The sequence below is a fragment of the Streptomyces sp. IBSBF 3136 genome (assembly GCF_036815105.1).
Taxonomy (GTDB): Bacteria; Actinomycetota; Actinomycetes; order Streptomycetales; family Streptomycetaceae; genus Streptomyces.
In genome coordinates this window covers 1-15,192 of sequence record NZ_JAJSZC010000049.1, presented here as the reverse complement: position 1 = coordinate 15,192, position 15,192 = coordinate 1, and the positions used below count along the sequence as shown (strand labels likewise).

Annotated in this window: 14 protein-coding genes and 2 pseudogenes; 9 read left to right on the top strand and 7 right to left on the bottom strand. The window is 73.7% G+C overall.

All coding sequences use genetic code 11. The annotated features are described in order from the left end of the window. Positions 1–86: 86 nt before the first annotated feature. Positions 87–218, top strand: a pseudogene (locus V7E45_RS13630) (phosphotransferase family protein); the annotation flags it as partial. A 19-nt stretch (positions 219–237) separates the two neighbouring features. On the opposite strand, the gene V7E45_RS13625 reads toward V7E45_RS13630, so the two are convergent. After that, complete coding sequence (locus V7E45_RS13625; protein WP_333774390.1) at positions 238–675, bottom strand: hypothetical protein; 438 nt, start codon at positions 673–675, stop codon at positions 238–240. A gap of 234 nt (positions 676–909) precedes the next feature. Here V7E45_RS13625 and V7E45_RS13620 point away from each other — a divergent pair, with 234 nt between their 5' ends. The 4 genes from V7E45_RS13620 (at position 910) to fxsA (ending at position 4,999) form a co-directional block, all read left to right on the top strand. After that, positions 910–1,350, top strand: coding sequence for an Lrp/AsnC family transcriptional regulator (locus V7E45_RS13620; RefSeq protein WP_020938779.1), 441 nt, complete (start codon positions 910–912; stop codon positions 1,348–1,350). A gap of 89 nt (positions 1,351–1,439) precedes the next feature. Beyond that, a complete protein-coding gene (locus V7E45_RS13615; protein WP_333774389.1) occupies positions 1,440–3,053 on the top strand; it encodes an amidohydrolase in 1,614 nt (537 codons plus the stop codon). Positions 3,054–3,587: 534 nt separating this feature from the next. Further along, a complete protein-coding gene (locus V7E45_RS13610; RefSeq protein ID WP_333774388.1) occupies positions 3,588–4,382 on the top strand; it encodes a polyprenol monophosphomannose synthase in 795 nt (264 codons plus the stop codon). A 65-nt stretch (positions 4,383–4,447) separates the two neighbouring features. Further along, entirely contained in the window at positions 4,448–4,999 is a 552-nt protein-coding gene (gene fxsA, locus V7E45_RS13605) for an FxsA family membrane protein (protein WP_333774387.1), read from the top strand. An 84-nt stretch (positions 5,000–5,083) separates the two neighbouring features. Here fxsA and V7E45_RS13600 read toward each other — a convergent pair whose 3' ends face one another. The 4 genes from V7E45_RS13600 to yczE form a co-directional block, all read right to left on the bottom strand. After that, a complete protein-coding gene (locus V7E45_RS13600) occupies positions 5,084–5,458 on the bottom strand; it encodes an RNA polymerase-binding protein RbpA (protein WP_009187548.1) in 375 nt (124 codons plus the stop codon). 267 nt (positions 5,459–5,725) lie between these two features. Beyond that, positions 5,726–7,072, bottom strand: a complete 1,347-nt coding sequence (locus V7E45_RS13595) for an MFS transporter (RefSeq protein ID WP_333774386.1) — start codon at positions 7,070–7,072, stop codon at positions 5,726–5,728. Positions 7,073–7,133: 61 nt separating this feature from the next. Continuing rightward, a complete protein-coding gene (locus V7E45_RS13590; protein ID WP_333774385.1) occupies positions 7,134–7,910 on the bottom strand; it encodes a glycerophosphodiester phosphodiesterase in 777 nt (258 codons plus the stop codon). Beyond that, complete coding sequence (gene yczE, locus V7E45_RS13585) at positions 7,907–8,560, bottom strand: membrane protein YczE (protein WP_333774384.1); 654 nt, start codon at positions 8,558–8,560, stop codon at positions 7,907–7,909. Before yczE ends, V7E45_RS13590 begins: the two co-directional genes overlap by 4 nt. 102 nt (positions 8,561–8,662) lie before the next feature. Here yczE and V7E45_RS13580 point away from each other — a divergent pair, with 102 nt between their 5' ends. Continuing rightward, positions 8,663–10,168: an SCO1417 family MocR-like transcription factor gene (locus V7E45_RS13580; RefSeq protein ID WP_333774383.1), complete on the top strand. Its 1,506-nt coding sequence runs from the start codon at positions 8,663–8,665 to the stop codon at positions 10,166–10,168. Positions 10,169–10,545: 377 nt separating this feature from the next. Here the strand turns inward: V7E45_RS13580 and V7E45_RS13575 are convergent, their stop codons facing one another. Next, the gene (locus V7E45_RS13575; RefSeq protein ID WP_443056030.1) at positions 10,546–12,183 is read right to left on the bottom strand and encodes a hypothetical protein; all 1,638 of its coding nucleotides are present in this window, start codon (positions 12,181–12,183) and stop codon (positions 10,546–10,548) included. 39 nt (positions 12,184–12,222) lie between these two features. After that, a complete protein-coding gene (locus tag V7E45_RS13570; protein ID WP_020938770.1) occupies positions 12,223–12,417 on the bottom strand; it encodes a hypothetical protein in 195 nt (64 codons plus the stop codon). Positions 12,418–12,681: 264 nt separating this feature from the next. On the opposite strand from V7E45_RS13570, the gene V7E45_RS13565 reads away from it, so the two are divergent. The 3 genes and pseudogenes from V7E45_RS13565 to V7E45_RS13555 all read left to right on the top strand — a co-directional run. Beyond that, positions 12,682–13,074, top strand: coding sequence for an ankyrin repeat domain-containing protein (locus V7E45_RS13565; RefSeq protein WP_333774382.1), 393 nt, complete (start codon positions 12,682–12,684; stop codon positions 13,072–13,074). Positions 13,075–13,374: 300 nt separating this feature from the next. Next, positions 13,375–14,793 carry a HEAT repeat domain-containing protein gene (locus tag V7E45_RS13560; RefSeq protein ID WP_333774381.1) on the top strand — a complete coding sequence of 473 codons (1,419 nt, stop codon included), beginning with the start codon at positions 13,375–13,377 and terminating at the stop codon, positions 14,791–14,793. A gap of 196 nt (positions 14,794–14,989) precedes the next feature. Further along, positions 14,990–15,192, top strand: a pseudogene (locus V7E45_RS13555) (glycosyltransferase family 1 protein); the annotation flags it as partial.

Genomic DNA, 15,192 nt, shown 5'->3' with positions numbered 1-15,192 from the left:
ACCAGTACCCGCAACCCGGAGGAACTGGCCCGGCGGCTCACCCGCTGGCTCGGCACCCGGCTGCCCGGCGCCAGGGCCACCCGGGCGCGATCGTCATGCTGCGCATCGCCTACCGGCAGGTGTACTTCGGCGAGGCCGCCGTCCCGGCGGACCCGGACACACTGATCCTGCACCACGACAGTCTGCGCGCCATGGTGCAGGGCAGTCACCGGTACTGAGCGGGCCCGCCGGAGGGCCTCAGGCGGCGGCCTGGCCGCGCATCGCCGGCACGCGCATCGGGCGCGAGCCCGGGCCACCGACGTGCGAGAAGGGCTGCGTCCGCCAGTTCAGACCCTGGGGGAGCGTGAGCAGCAGGGCGGTGTCCTGCTCCTGGGGGGTGACGGACTCGTCGGCGGGGCGGGCCTCGTCCGCCGTGCGGCCCGTGCCCGCGCAGACCGTGAGCCCGAACGGGTTCCACGGCGAGGCGCACAGCGCGTGCTCCGGCAGGATCTCCTCGTCCGCCAGCAGCGCGATCGGCTGGGCGCAGTCCGGGCAGATCACCCGGTACATCTCGAAGGTGTCGTAGGCGTCGAGATCCGCGTCGTAGGCGTCGGGTTCGACGCCCTCCGGCTCGGGCTCGACGGCCGGCTGGTGCCGCTTGGACGCGGCGCGACCAGGGCGCTTAACACTCTGCATGGGATTCTCCCCCTAAGGCTGGGCCGTGAAGGCACTGCGGCCTCGACCACACCAAGCACTTCCCGTCCGGTCCGGCCGGTAATCACGAGACCATCACGGAGCCCGCCCGTCTGCTGTGGCGTTCGTCACATGCCGCCCGTGGGTGCCCGGTGCGGTGGCTTTTGTGCCGAACCCGGTGTGACCTGCGCTGCCGAGGTATCCGAGAAGATCAGAGGCACGGTAGGTTTTGGCGCCATGGAGGAGCTGGACCGTCAGATCGTGCAGCTGCTCGTCAAGGACGGGCGGATGAGCTACACAGACCTGGGCAAGGCCACGGGCCTGTCCACGTCGGCCGTGCACCAGCGGGTGCGCCGGCTCGAACAGCGTGGTGTCATCCGCGGCTACGCCGCGGTCGTCGACCCCGAGGCCGTCGGGCTGCCGCTCACCGCCTTCATCTCGGTCAAACCCTTCGACCCCAGCGCGCCGGACGACATCTCCGACCGGCTCGCCGGCGTCCCGGAGATCGAGGCCTGCCACAGCGTCGCGGGCGACGAGAACTACATCCTCAAGGTGCGCGTCGGCACCCCGCACGAACTGGAGGAGCTGCTCGCCCGCGTGCGCACCCTCGCCGGGGTCTCCACCCGCACCACCGTCGTCCTGTCCACCCCGTACGAGGCGCGTCCCCCCAAGGTCTGAGGCCACGCCGCCACGCGCCCGCCCGGCGGTCCGGGCCGGCGGCCGCCCCGATGCCACGTGACGCCCGCGCACGCGAGAGACTGTCGGGCATGAGTGAGCAGTCCGCCGACCCCAATACCGTCCTCCTGCGCCGCGGCGAGGTCCACAGCCCCGCCGACCCCTTCGCCACCGCGATGGTCGTGGAGCGCGGCCAGGTCGCCTGGGTCGGCTCCGAGGGCGCCGCCGACGCCTTCGCCGACGGCGTGGACGAGGTGGTCGACCTCGACGGCGCCCTGGTCACCCCGGCCTTCACCGACGCCCATGTGCACACCACCGCCACGGGCCTCGCCCTGACCGGACTCGACCTGTCCGGCGCCCCCTCCCTCGATGCGGCCCTCGCGCTCGTCCGCGAGTTCGCCGCCGCCCGCCCGGACGACCGCGTCCTCCTGGGCCACGGCTGGGACGCCGCCCGCTGGCCCGGCGGCCGTCCGCCGACGCGCGCGGAGCTGGACGCCGCCACCGGCGGCCGCCCGCTCTACCTCTCCCGCATCGACGTCCACTCGGCCGTCGTCACCACCGCCCTGCTCGACCTGCTGCCCGGCGGCCTCGGCCGTACCGACGCCCCGCTCACGGCCGACGCCCACCACGTGGTGCGCGAAGCCGCCCTCGCCGCTGTCACGCCCGCCCAGCGCGCCGAGGCGCAGCGCACCGCGCTCGCCCACGCCGCCTCGCTCGGCATCGGCTCCGTGCACGAGTGCGGCGGCCCCCGGATCTCCTCCGAGGACGACTTCACGGACCTGCTGCGGCTCGCCGCCGGACTGCCGGGGCCGCGGGTCGTCGGCTACTGGGCCGAACAGGGCGACGAGGGCATCGCCCGGGCCCGCGAACTGGGCGCGCGGGGCGCCGCCGGCGACCTCTTCGTGGACGGCTCGCTCGGCTCGCACACCGCCTGCCTGCACCAGCGCTACGCCGACAGCGACGCCACCGGCACCGCCTACCTGGACGCCGACGGCATCGCCGCCCACGTCGTCGCCTGCACCGAGACCGGGCTCCAGGCGGGTTTCCACGCCATCGGCGACGCCGCCGTGACCGCCGTCGTGGAAGGGGTCCGCGCGGCCGCCGAGAAGGTCGGGCTCGGTCGCGTCCGCGCCGCCCGGCACCGCGTCGAGCACGCCGAGATGCTCACCCCCGAGACCGTCGCCGCCTTCGCCGAGCTGGGCCTCATCGCCTCCGTGCAGCCCGCCTTCGACGCCCTGTGGGGCGGCGACGACGGCATGTACGCCCGGCGCCTCGGGGCCGAGCGGGCCCGTTCCCTCAACCCCTTCGCCGCCCTGCTGCGGGCCGGGGTGCCCCTCGCGTTCGGATCCGACAGCCCCGTCACCCCGCTCGACCCCTGGGGCACCGTCCGCGCCGCCGCCTTCCACCACACCCCGGAGCACCGGGTCTCCGTGCGCGCCGCGTTCATCGCGCACACGCGCGGCGGCTGGCGGGCCGTCGGCCGCGACGACGCCGGTGTCCTGGTCCCGGGCGCGCCCGCCGACTACGCCGTCTGGCGGACCGACGAGCTGATCGTCCAGGCGCCCGACGACCGGGTGGCCCGCTGGTCGACCGATCCGCGCTCCGGCACCCCCGGACTGCCCGACCTGACCCCGGGCCGCGACCTGCCGGTCTGCCTGCGCACCGTGGTGGGCGGACGGACGGTGTTCGTACGGCCGGGCGAGTGATCTCCCGGGGCGGCGGGGTGGTGATCGTCCGCCGCCCCGGCGTCGCCCCACCTGGGCATCCTCCCTGCTCACGGCCGCGACGGCGGACGTCGGCGCAGGTCGGACGGCTATTGACAGTCGACGGCCGGGGGCCGGTAGGTTCGGCCGAGTCCACCACCGGACGCCCGACCGGGGAGCGTTCAGGCAACTCGTCGCAGCGCAGCTGGGTCAGGACGGTGTCCGCACCGGGGCACCGTCGCCGGGAGCCAGGCTCAGCGCCGGCGCCGACGAATGAGCGGTTCGAACGGTCGGCAAGGTGTGACCCGGGTGGGGCCCGGGCGCTCAGTAGACAACGGCTTTCGGTAGACCCGCAGCCAGCGGTCCCAGGTCGGCCCGAAGGGCGCCGGGCCCCCATCCGTCGCGTGCCACAGGTGCCGAAACCGGCATTCTTACCCCACTCTTGTGGAATCGACACCCCCGTACGAACGAGGGGTCACGTCATCCCAGGCCCGGGCCACTATGGTGGACGCCTGCGTACGACATGAAGGGGCAGCAGTGAACGACGGCGACGGGACCCTCGCGGACAAGGCCCAGGGGAGGCAGTTCGGGCCGCTCGGCACGGCCTTGGTGATCATTCCGACCTACAACGAGGCGGAGAACATCAAGACCATTGTCGGCCGGGTGCGCAGGGCCGTCCCCGAGGCCCACGTACTGGTGGCCGACGACAACAGCCCGGACGGCACGGGCAAGCTCGCCGACGAGCTGGCCGCCGAGGACGACCACGTCCAGGTGCTGCACCGCAGGGGCAAGGAGGGCCTGGGCGCCGCCTACCTCGCGGGCTTCCGCTGGGGCATGGAGCACGGCTACGGCGTGATGGTCGAGATGGACGCCGACGGCTCCCACCAGCCCGAGGAACTGCCCCGGCTGCTCACCGCCCTCAAGGGCGCGGACCTGGTGCTCGGCTCGCGCTGGGTGCCCGGCGGCCGGGTGGTGAACTGGCCCAAGTCCCGCGAGTTCATCTCCCGCGGCGGCAGCCTGTACTCCCGCCTTGCGCTCGACCTGCCGCTGCGCGACATCACCGGCGGCTACCGCGCGTTCCGCCGCGAGACCCTGGAGGGTCTGGGCCTGGACGAGGTCGCCTCGCAGGGCTACTGCTTCCAGGTCGACCTGGCACGCCGTGCGGTCAGGGCCGGCTACCACGTGGTCGAGGTGCCCATCACCTTCGTGGAGCGCGAGCTGGGCGACTCCAAGATGAGCCGCAACATCGTGGTCGAGGCCCTGTGGCGGGTCACCGCCTGGGGGGTCGGGGACCGCGTCGACAAGCTCAAGGGCAAGGGCGCCAAGGGCTGAGTCCAGCGGCGGGGGCTGAGCCACCGCTTATCCCGCGCTGAGGCGGGGCCAGGCACACTGGAAGCATGACGACTGGTCCCGCCACCGCTCCGCCCACCGCCCGGCCGCGCCGCTCCCGGCTGCGCCGGTACCTGCCGCTCGGGCTCGCCGTGTGGCTGGTGCTGGAGATCTGGCTGCTGACCCTGGTCGCGGGCGCGGCGGGCGGCCCTACCGTGTTCCTGCTCCTGGTGGCGGGCGTGGTCGCCGGTTCCGTGGTCATCAAGCGGGCGGGCCGCCGTGCCTTCCGCAACCTCAGCGAGGCGCTCCGCGACGGCGGCTCCCCCGAGCGCGGCGGCGGCGACGGTCTGGTGATGCTCGGCGGCCTGCTGCTGATGATCCCGGGCCTGATCTCCGACGCGGCCGGTCTGCTCCTGCTGCTGCCGCCGGTCCGGAAGGCGGTGAGCCGCTTCACGGAGAGCGCCCTGGAGCGCGGGCTGCGCCGGGCCGCTCCCGGTGGCCTGGGCGACGCCTTCCAGCAGGTCCGCATCCACCGCCCCGACGGCAAGGTGGTCCAGGGCGAGGTCGTCCGGGACCGCGGCCCGGAGCCGGAGGAGCAGCGGCCGCCGCTGACCCGCTGAGCCGGCCGGGCACCGGCGAGAACCGGGAAAACCGCGGGCGCCGTACGTGAGTCACGTACGGCGCCCGCGGTTTTTTCGCTTGTCTTACGCGCTCTTGCGGCTGTCCCTCGGGTGAACCGCGATGTTCATCGCCCCCGAACGCAGAACCGCCAGGCGCTCCTCGAGGACCTCTTCGAGTTCCTCACGGGTGCGCCGTTCCATCAGCATGTCCCAATGGGTACGCGCGGGCTTGGCCTTCTTCTCCTCAGGGCCGTCGCCGTCCACGAGGAGTGCTGGGGCACCACAGACCTTGCACTCCCACTCCGGCGGGATCTCCGCCTCGACCGAGAAGGGCATCTCGAAGCGATGCCCCTTCTCGCATGCGTACTCCACGGCCTGGCGCGGGGCCAGGTCGATACCGCGGTCCGTCTCGTAGCTGGTCACCACGAGGCGCGTACCGCGAAGAGCTCGCTCACTCATGAATCGTGCCTCCCGGGCTTGTCGCCCACAGGACAGGTGTCGCTGTCGTCGTCATCCGGTCAACGTCCGGTCGGCGGTAAAGATTCCCGTTCCGAGTCCCGTTCCGGGTCGTGCGTCGCCGTCGTAGCCGCCCCTTGTTGTACCCACAGGCGCCCGGTTTGTCACATCTGCTAGCAGATGTCACCCAGCGTTTCGGCATCTTTGACGCGCAGTAACGGTCCGCCTTGCAGGCCAAACGGTTACACTACCGCCCTTTCGCGCCGAGCGCTAAATCGAGTCCGGAACCGGGTTGCCGGCCGCGCCGATCGCCCTCCGTACCGGTACCCGCGCGAGCAGCGCGAAACCGATCACGAAGAACGCCACCAGCGAAATGATCGCCGACCGGTAGCTGCCGGTCAGCTGGTACGTCACGCCGAACAGCAGGGGGCCGAGCCAGCTCATCCCGCGGTCGCTCAGCTCGTACGCCGAGAAGTACTCGGCCTCCTTGCCCGGCGGCACCAGATGGGAGAACAACGAGCGGGACAGCGCCTGGCTGCCGCCGAGGACGAGCCCGATGCCGGAGGCGAGCACGAAGAACCACACCGGCGCCCCGGCGGGCAGGAAGTAACCGGCCCCGAGCGTGACCGTCCAGGCCACCAGCGAGCCGAGGATCGTCCGTTTGGCCCCGTACGTCCGGGCCAGCCGCCCCATCCCCAGCGCACCCGCCACCGCCAGCACCTGCACCAGCAGCACCGCGCCGATGAGGGTCGACTGCCCGAGGCCCAGTTCCTCGGAGCCGTAGACCGAGGCCTGGGAGATCACCGTCTGGATGCCGTCGTTGTAGACCAGGTAGGCCAGCAGGAAGGCGAGCGTCAGCGGATATCGGCGCATGTCCCGGACGGTCGCGGCCAACTGGCGCAGCCCCGGGGCGGTGGCCCCCGCCACGCGCGCGTGCCGGTCGCGCAGCCGGCGCAGCGGCACCAGGGTGAAGGCGCCCCACCACAGCCCGGCCGAGGCCAGGCAGATCCGGACCGCGCCGGTCTCGGAGAGCCCGAAGGAGTCGTGCGCCGAATACAGCACCAGGTCGGCCACGAGGACCAGGGAGCCCGCCGCGTAGCCGAAGGCCCAGCCCCGGGAGGAGACCGCGTCGCGCTCCTCGGGGGCGGCGATCTGCGGCAGGTAGGAGTTGTAGAGCATCATGCCCACGGACTGCGCCGCGTTGGCCACCACGAGGAGCGCGCCGCCGAGCAGATAGCGGTCGCCGTCGAGGAAGAACAGGCCCGTGGTCGCGGCCGCCCCCGTGTACGCCGCCGCCGCGAGCAGCGGCTTCTTCCGGCCGCCGCGGTCCGCCACCGCGCCCACCAAGGGCATCAGCACGACCGCCACGATCACCGACAGGGACACCGAGTAGGCGAAGAAGGAGCCCGCGCGGACCGGCACCCCCAGCGGGTGCACATAGCCGTCGGCGTCCGCCGCCCGCTCGGCGACCGCGGTGAGGTACGGCCCGAGGAACACGGTCAGCGCGCTCGTCGAGTAGACCGAGCAGGCCCAGTCGTAGAAGTACCAGCCGCGCTGCTCGCGCCGCAGCCCCCCGGCCTCGTCGGCCGTCCCTGCCCGCACGGTATCGGTGCCCACCCGTGCCCTCGCTTCCCCGCCGAAGTGCCGTGCGAAGGCGCGGGCCGCTCGCCCCGGGCGCTCAGACCCAGGCGCCGCGGTCCTCCATGACCTTGCGCAACGTGTCGATGTGATCGGTCATGATGCCATCGACACCCAGGTCGAGGAGCCGGTGCATCCGCTCCGGTTCGTTGATCGTCCACACGTGCACCTGCAGGCCGAGCGCGTGGGCGGCGCGCACGAAGCGGTGGTCGACCACCGGGACGCCCGACTGCGCCTCGGGCACCTGCGCGGCCACGGCCGACCTGCGCACCGCCGCCGGCAGCCCCCAGGAGCGCAGCCGCAGGCTGAGCACCCCGCGGGTGCCGAACGAGGTCGCCAGGCGGGGCCCGGCCAGCCGCTGCGCCCGCAGTACCCGCGCCTCGGAGAAGGACCCCACGCAGACCCGGTCCCAGGCGCCCGCCCGCTCGATCAGGTCCAGCAGGGGCCGCAGGGCGGGTTCCGCCTTGACGTCCACGTTCCAGCGGGCGCCGGGGAAGGTCTCCAGGAGCTCCTCGAAGAGCGGCACCGGCTCCCGTCCGCCCACCCGTGCCTGCCGCACGTCCTGCCACGGCAGGTCGGCGATGCGGCCCGCGCCGTCGGTGACCCGGTCCAGCGTCGCGTCGTGGAAGGCGACGAGCCGGCCGTCCGCCGTCGCGTGCACGTCGGTCTCCATGTACCGGTAGCCCAGCTCCACCGCGCGCTCGAACTGCGCCACGGTGTTCTCGAGACCGTCGGCGGCCCCGCCGCGGTGGGCGAAGGGGATCGGGCCGGGGTGGTCCAGGTACGGGTGGCGTACGCGCCGCGTCGTGGTGCTCACGAAGGCAGTATCGCTCGCCCCGGTGTCCCCTCGGCAACGACCTCGCTGCCGTCCGGTGCCGCGGGAACGGCGAACACCCGCAGGAACAGCTGTGCCAGCGGCCCGATGGACAGCGCGTACAGCAGGGTGCCGACACCGATCGTGCCGCCCAGCGCGAAGCCGGTGACCACCACCGCCACCTCGACCGCCGTCCGCATCAGCCGCAGGGAACGGCCGGTGCGCCGGTGCAGCCCGGTCATCAGGCCGTCGCGCGGTCCCGGACCGAAGCTCGCCGCGATGTACAGGCCGGTCGCCGCGCCGTTCAGCACGATGCCCGCGACCATCAGCGGCACCCGGACGGCCAGGCCGCGCACGTCCGGCAGCAGGACGAGGGTGCCGTCCATGGCCAGGCCGACGACGAAGACGTTGGAGACCGTGCCGAGGCCGGGTCGCTGGCGCAGCGGTATCCACAGCAGCAGCACCCCCGCGCCCACCACGATCGACACCACGCCGATGGTCAGCCCGGTCAGCTCGGCCAGCCCCTGGTGCAGCACGTTCCAGGGCTCGAGGCCCAGCCCCGACGCCACGAGCAGCGCGGAACTCGCGCCGTACAGCGCGAGCCCCACGTACAACTGCGTAAGGCGTCGTCCAAGACCGCCGTGAGTGGACACGAAATACCCCCCTGGGTGGTGGCAGTGGCCTGATGCATGACACTCTGTGGCGTGGGACCGAACCCCATCCATGGCCAATTCGGGGAAGGTGGACTGATCGTAGTGGCTCAGTGGACCTCGGCGGTAGGGGCCGCACAGCTCGCGCGGCTGCTCAACTCCCAGCAGGACCGCCCCGCCCCCGGCACCCGCCGTCCGCCCGCCTACCGGGCCCTCGCCGACGGCATCCGGCTCCTGGTGCTCGAAGGACGCGTCCCGGTCGCCGCCCGCCTGCCCGCCGAACGGGAACTGGCCCTGAGCCTCTCGGTCAGCCGCACCACGGTGGCGGCCGCCTACGAGGCGCTGCGCGGCGAGGGCTTCCTGGAGTCCCGGCGCGGCGCGGGCAGCTGGACCGCCGTCCCGGCGGGCAACCCGCTGCCCGCGCGCGGTCTCGAGCCGCTGCCCCCGGAGGCCCTCGGCTCGGTGATCGACCTGGGCTGCGCCTCGCTCCCGGCCCCCGAGCCGTGGCTGACCCGCGCGGTCCAGGGCGCCCTGGAGGAACTCCCGCCCTACGCGCACACCCACGGCGACTATCCGGCCGGGCTGCCCGCGCTGCGAGCGATGATCGCCGAGCGCTACACCGCGCGCGGGGTGCCCACGATGCCCGAACAGATCATGGTGACGACGGGTGCGATGGGCGCCATCGACGCGATCTGCCACCTGTTCGGGGGCCGTGGCGAGCGCATCGCCGTCGAGTCGCCGTCCTACGCCAACATCCTCCAGCTCATGCGGGAGGCGGGCGCGCGGCTCGTCCCGGTCGCCATGGCCGAGGGGCTGTCCGGCTGGGACATGGATCGCTGGCGCCAGGTCCTGCGCGAGTCCGCGCCCCGGCTCGCCTACGTCGTGGCCGACTTCCACAACCCGACCGGCGCGCTCGCCGACGAGGACCAGCGGCGCCGGATGGTCGACGCGGCCCGCTCGGCGGGTACGGTCCTCGTCGCCGACGAGACGATGGGCCAGCTGTGGCTCGACGAGAAGTACGCGGACGGCGGGATGCCCCGCCCGGTCTGCGCCTTCGACCCGGCGGGCTCGACCGTCATCACGGTCGGCTCCGCGAGCAAGGCGTTCTGGGCCGGGATGCGGATCGGCTGGGTGCGGGCGGCGCCGGACGTGATCCGCAGTCTGGTCGCCGCCCGCGCGTACGCCGACCTCGGCACCCCCGTGCTGGAACAGCTCGCCGTGAACTGGCTGTTCAGCACCGGCGGCTGGGAACAGGCCCTCGACCTGCGCCGCGCCCAGGCCCGCGAGAACCGCGACGCCCTGGTGGCCGCGGTACGGCGTGAGCTCCCGAACTGGGAGTTCGAGGTGCCCGACGGGGGCCTGACCCTGTGGGTCCGGGCCGGCGGCCTGTCGGGGTCGAGGCTGGCCGAGGCGGGGGAGCGGGTCGGCGTCCGGGTCCCCTCGGGCCCACGCTTCGGCGTCGACGGCGCCTTCGAGGGCTACGTCCGGCTGCCGTTCACCGTCGGGGGAGCGGTGGCGGAGGAGGCGGCGGCACGCCTCGCGGCGGCGGCCCACCTGGTGGAGACAGGCGCGACGGGAGGCACGGAGGCCCCGCGCACGTTCGTGGCTTAGCGGCTGGGAGGCCGTGCCCGTCCGGGGAAGACGCAGCGATGGGTGACGCGGAGCACCGCGCACGTCGGTGGCCTGGCGGCGGGGAGCCCTGACCGGCAACCCGGCAGCGAGCGGCCCGGAGGCCCAGCGGCGGGGCTTGCCCGGCCCCGGGGGTCCAGCGGCCCAGCGGCGGGGGCTTGGCCCGGGGGCGCGGGGCCCGGCGGCCCGTCGACGCGGAGGCTTGGCCGGCGGTCCAGTGGGCCGGCAAGGCGGCGGCCCGGCGGCCGCGTACAGGCTGCGTGGCGGCTCGTGGGACCGCGGGCCGGGGAGTTGGCGGGCCGGTGCCCGTGGGCCGCTCGGCCGGGGAGGCGTCGCGGGTCGCCGGGGTGCGGCGGGGTTCAGGAGCTTTCGGCGGCCATGGCCTCCGCGGCCAGCGGGGGCGCCTCGACAGGCGTGACCTCTTCTACGGGCGTGACCGTCCCGACGGGCTCCGCCGGTGCGGCGTCCGCGGGTGTCGTCCGCGGGGGCAGCAGCGCGGACACCGCCTGCCGGTCCGCGTCGCTGGTCGCGTCGTCGTACGGGTCCGGGGTCGACGGCACCTGGAGGCGGTGCACGGGTCCCGAGCCCAGCCGCGCGTACCCGCGCCCCGGCGGCACCTGCGCCGGCGGGGTCGTGTGCGGTGGCGCCCCGAGGACGGTCCGGAGCTGCTCGGGCGTCGCGGGCCCGAGAACCACCCGCGCGCGCGTGTGCTGCCGTACCGCGTCGCTCAGCGCGTCCGTGCTCTCGAACTGCTCGGCCACGACCACGGTGACGTTCGCCGCGCGGCCGTGCCGCAGCGGCATCTGGAGCAGGGTCTGCGGGTCGTCGCGGCCCTCCGCCGCCGTGAGGTGGGTGAAGACGGTCGGCCGGTCCAGGACGAGCCACAGCGGGCGCCGGGTGTCCTCGGGCGGTGGGTCGCCCGCCTGCCGGGCCCGGTTGATGGCGACGAGCCGCCGCTCGGTCTCCTGCGCGGCCCACTCCAGGCTGGCCAGCGCGCCGGCCGGCGCCCACTCCACGGCCAGCACGCCGTCGCGGCCGATCAGGCAGGCGTACTCGCCGGTGCCGCCGCCGTCGGCGATCAGCACGTCGCCGTACTGGAGCGCCTGCAGGGCGATCGAGCGGAGCAGGGTCGAGGTGCCGCTGCCGGGGTGGCCCATGACCAGCAGGTGCGGCTCGGTGGAGCGCAGACCGGTCCGCCAGACCACCGGCGGGATGTCGCGCTGCTCCTCCCCGTAGGAGAGGGGCAGCGTGCGCTGGACCTCGGTCGGGTCGGTGAAGCCGAGGACCGTCTCGCCCGGCGCGGTGACGAAGCGCTGGGCGGCGATGTCGGTGGGCAGCGGGGCCAGGACGGTCACCGTCAGCCGGTTGCCCTCCTCGTCCCACGCGAAGTGGTACTCGCGGCCCCGCCCGGCCTTCGCGGCGAGCAGTTGCTGGATCCGCGTCCGGGCCTCGGGCTCCCCGTCCGGGAAGTAGGCGGGGTAGCGGATCACGAGGTGACCGACGCGGCCGCCGTCGTCGAACTCGTGCGCGTCGAAGGCCTTCTCCCACTCCCCGCCGTGGGTGTACAGCGGCGCCGGGTCCCCGTCGGTGGAGAAGTAGGGCACCAGCGCCTCGTACAGGGACCGCAGCCGCTCGGCCTGCGACTCCTCGGGCCCGTCGGGCGTCGGCGGGGTGCGGTCGCGGCCCTGCCACGCCGCCGCCGCCATCAGGGCGATGGCGGCGAGCAGCGGTCCGTACGGCGCCAGCACCACGACCAGGACCACGGAAGCCGCCAGGAACAGCAGCGGCCCGCGCTTGTCCTTGGGTGTCTCGACCCATCTGCGCCGACCGGCCGAGGCCAGCCGGCGCAGCCCGCGGGAGACGGTGATCAGCGGGTGGAGGACATCGGTGGCGCTGTCGGCCGCCGTCCGGGCCAGTTCCCGGCTCCGGGCGATCTGCGTCCGGGCGATCTGCGCGCTGTCTTTGCTCAGAATGCGGGGAAGAGGGCGCCGGGCCACTGCTGTCTCCTGTTGGTGCGTACGGGCGGGACGTGGGCGTCAGAACTTGATGCCACCGAGGAGGCTCGCCAGACTCTCGCCGCCGGCCTTGATGCTCGGCGCGATGCCCGTGCTGGCCAGGTAGAAGCCGAACAGGGCCGACGTGCATGCGTGCGAGCCCTTGAGGCCGTCCTTGCGGAAGAAAAGGAAGACGACGACGCCGAGCAGCATGACGCCTGAGATGGAGAGGATCATTCGGGGCCTCCTGGTGTCGAGGGGGACAGTCACCCTGAGTTCTTCCAGAATCACAGCATGTATCTATACTATAAAAGGTGCAACTGGGTGAATTTCCGCCCTTTTCCACCGGCTGGTGGAGCCCCCGGTGGGCCGGTTGAGCAGGGCGCTTGCGCGCGGCCGGGTCTGCGGTGATCTTTACCTCGGGCACTTCGGGTCATGTGAGGCGCGAGCCAGTACCCTTGCGATTCACCTGAACGGTTGTAACGAGAGGCGGTCCGGCCGATGAGTGAAGCCCCCGACCCCGAGGTCGTGGAGCTGGCGACCAAGATCTTCGACCTGGCCCGGCAGGGCCGGTCCGAGGAGCTCGTGGCCTACGTCGACGCGGGTGTCCCGGCCAACCTCACCAACGACCGGGGCGACTCCCTCGTGATGCTCGCCGCCTACCACGGGCACGCCGACGCGGTGCGCGCCCTCCTCGCCCGGGGCGGGGACGCCGACCGGATCAACGACCGGGGCCAGACCCCGCTCGCGGGCGCCGTCTTCAAGGGTGAGACGGACGTCATCAAGGCGCTGCTGGAGGCCGGGGCCGACCCGGCCGCCGGTACACCCTCGGCCGTCGACACGGCCCGCATGTTCGGAAAGACGGAAATTCTGGAACTGTTCGGCACACACTGATGCGAACGCCCTGAGCAGGTACGACACGGAAAACGGGGGAGGCGGTACAAGGCCGCCGGAAATACGGTCGCGGCAGCTCACAGCGCGGGTCATCATGACGACGTGAATCACGGACGCGATGGCCGGGCAGGTGTTGCCGCACCGCGCGGGCCGTGATGCGGTCCGCATGGGCCACCGACGAGAGGCAGAGAGAGATGGTCTACAGCAAGCAAGAGACGGCGGGCGCTCCGACGTTGTGGCACGCGGCCAGGTAATGCGTGTTTCCCGGTTGCGTCGACGCTTGATGTGAGGCTGTTTCCCATGTTCGATCCGGTCATAGCGCCCAGCGGTACGCTGCTCGGCCTGCTCCAGCGGGGCCGTGGCGACGGCACACTGCACGCGCTCACCGCCCCGCGCGCCGAAGCGCTCGCGGCGCTGAACCACTGTGTGCTCCGCGACCCCCGCCACGACTGGCAGGTGGAGAACCGCTCCCTCTACTACGCCCGCCTCTACCTCGACCTCAACGGCGAGCTGGACGCGATCGAGGCGCACCTCTTCGACCCCGAGGACGTCCTCGACGACGAGGAGTCACGTACCGGGCTGGCCCTGGCCGTCCTCGGGCACCTCGCCTCCTACGGCAGGCGGGGCGCGCTCGAACTGCTGCGCAGGTATGCCGCCCAGGGCTCCAACTGGGCCTGGGCCCTGGACGAGCTGGCCCTCCGGGACGACGACACGGGCCTGCGCGCCCTCGCCGCCCCCGTACTGGCCCGCTTCGCCACCGACCCCGAGGGCGAGGCCGAACTGGCCGCCGCCGTACGGGACGCCTTCGAGCCGCGGCCATGGCGACTGTGGGCCGAGGATCCGCGCGAACCGATCGCCGCACGGGTGCGCGCCGCCCGAGAGGCCGGCAGTTTCGACCGCTGGCAGCGCCAGATGCGGCCCACCGGGCCACGCCCCGGGTGGAGCGTGCGCGCCGTCTTCGAGTGGGCCCAGCAGGGCGTCGAACGCGGGGCCGCCCTCCATGTGCCGGCCGCCCGCTGCCTGGTCGCCGTGGCAGGCCCCGAGGATCGGCCGGAGATCCTCCAGGCCGCCAGGGCGGGCACCGAGGGCGCCCGCTGCACGGCACTGCGCTACCTCGGCGACAGCAACGATCCCGACGCCCTCGCCGTGATCGAGGCGGCCGTCGCCGACGGGTCCTCACCCGTCGTGGAAGCCGCGGTCGACGCCTTCGAACGGATGCGCAGCATCGCCGCCGTCGAGCGGGCCCGCCGCTGGGCCCAGCGCCCCGACGCCCTCGGCGCCGCGGCGGGCCGCGTGCTCGCCTGCCGCGGCGCCGCCAAGGACAGCGACCTCGTCCTCGGCGCCCTGCGCGAGGCCGTGCGCGGCGAGGGCCCGGACGCCCCGACCCTGTGGACCCTGGTCGACGGCGCCGGACGCCTCGGCATCGCCTGCGCGGCCCCCGTCCTGCGCCACGTCTACCGGGAGACGGCCTCCTCCCACCTCCGCGGCCGCGCCGCCCGCGCCCTCGCCGCCACCGACCCCTCCTTCGCCGCCGGCTTCGCCGTCGAGTGCCTGTGGGACTGCGAGGAGACCACCCGGGAGCTGGCCGCCCGGCACGCCGAGACCGGCGACACCCGGGTCGTCGAACGGCTCCGCCGGCTCGCCGCGGACCCGGCCGAGGAGGCCGAGGTGCAGACAGCCGTCCGCAGCCGCTTCGGGCCGGACGCACCGGCCGTGTGACCCGGCCGGGCACCGACGACGACACCCGGCGCGGGCGGGGGACCGCCCGCCGGGTGAACACCGGGTGACCCGCGGGTCAGGCGGGCATGGCGGCCGCCCGACCCGCTCGGGTGCGCGGTCCAACGCTCATGGGACGTTCCCCGGCCGGACAGATCGACGTTGACGCGGCCACGTCCGGCACGGCGAGAACACCCGTATGCGTGTCGTCATCGTGACCGAATCCTTTCCCCCCGATGTGAACGGCGTCGCCCACTGCGCGCTCCAGACCGCCCGGCACCTCGTGGACCGCGGTCACCTCCCGCTCGTCGTCGCGCCGGCCACCGCGCCCGGCACCGAGGCCGACGCACCTGAGGCGCCGTGCCCCGTCGTCCGTGTCCCCTCCCTCCCGCTCCCCGGCTA

Excerpts from the sequence above, each read along its gene's own strand:
- V7E45_RS13600 (WP_009187548.1), bottom strand. The coding sequence starts at position 5,458 with ATGAGTGAGCGAGCTCTTCGCGGTACGCGCCTCGTGGTGACCAGCTAC.
- V7E45_RS13570 (WP_020938770.1), bottom strand. The coding sequence starts at position 12,417 with ATGATCCTCTCCATCTCAGGCGTCATGCTGCTCGGCGTCGTCGTCTTC.
- V7E45_RS13565 (WP_333774382.1), top strand. The coding sequence starts at position 12,682 with ATGAGTGAAGCCCCCGACCCCGAGGTCGTGGAGCTGGCGACCAAGATC.
- V7E45_RS13620 (WP_020938779.1), top strand. The coding sequence starts at position 910 with ATGGAGGAGCTGGACCGTCAGATCGTGCAGCTGCTCGTCAAGGACGGG.
- fxsA (WP_333774387.1), top strand. The coding sequence starts at position 4,448 with ATGACGACTGGTCCCGCCACCGCTCCGCCCACCGCCCGGCCGCGCCGC.
- V7E45_RS13560 (WP_333774381.1), top strand. The coding sequence starts at position 13,375 with ATGTTCGATCCGGTCATAGCGCCCAGCGGTACGCTGCTCGGCCTGCTC.
- V7E45_RS13615 (WP_333774389.1), top strand. The coding sequence starts at position 1,440 with ATGAGTGAGCAGTCCGCCGACCCCAATACCGTCCTCCTGCGCCGCGGC.
- V7E45_RS13625 (WP_333774390.1), bottom strand. The coding sequence starts at position 675 with ATGCAGAGTGTTAAGCGCCCTGGTCGCGCCGCGTCCAAGCGGCACCAG.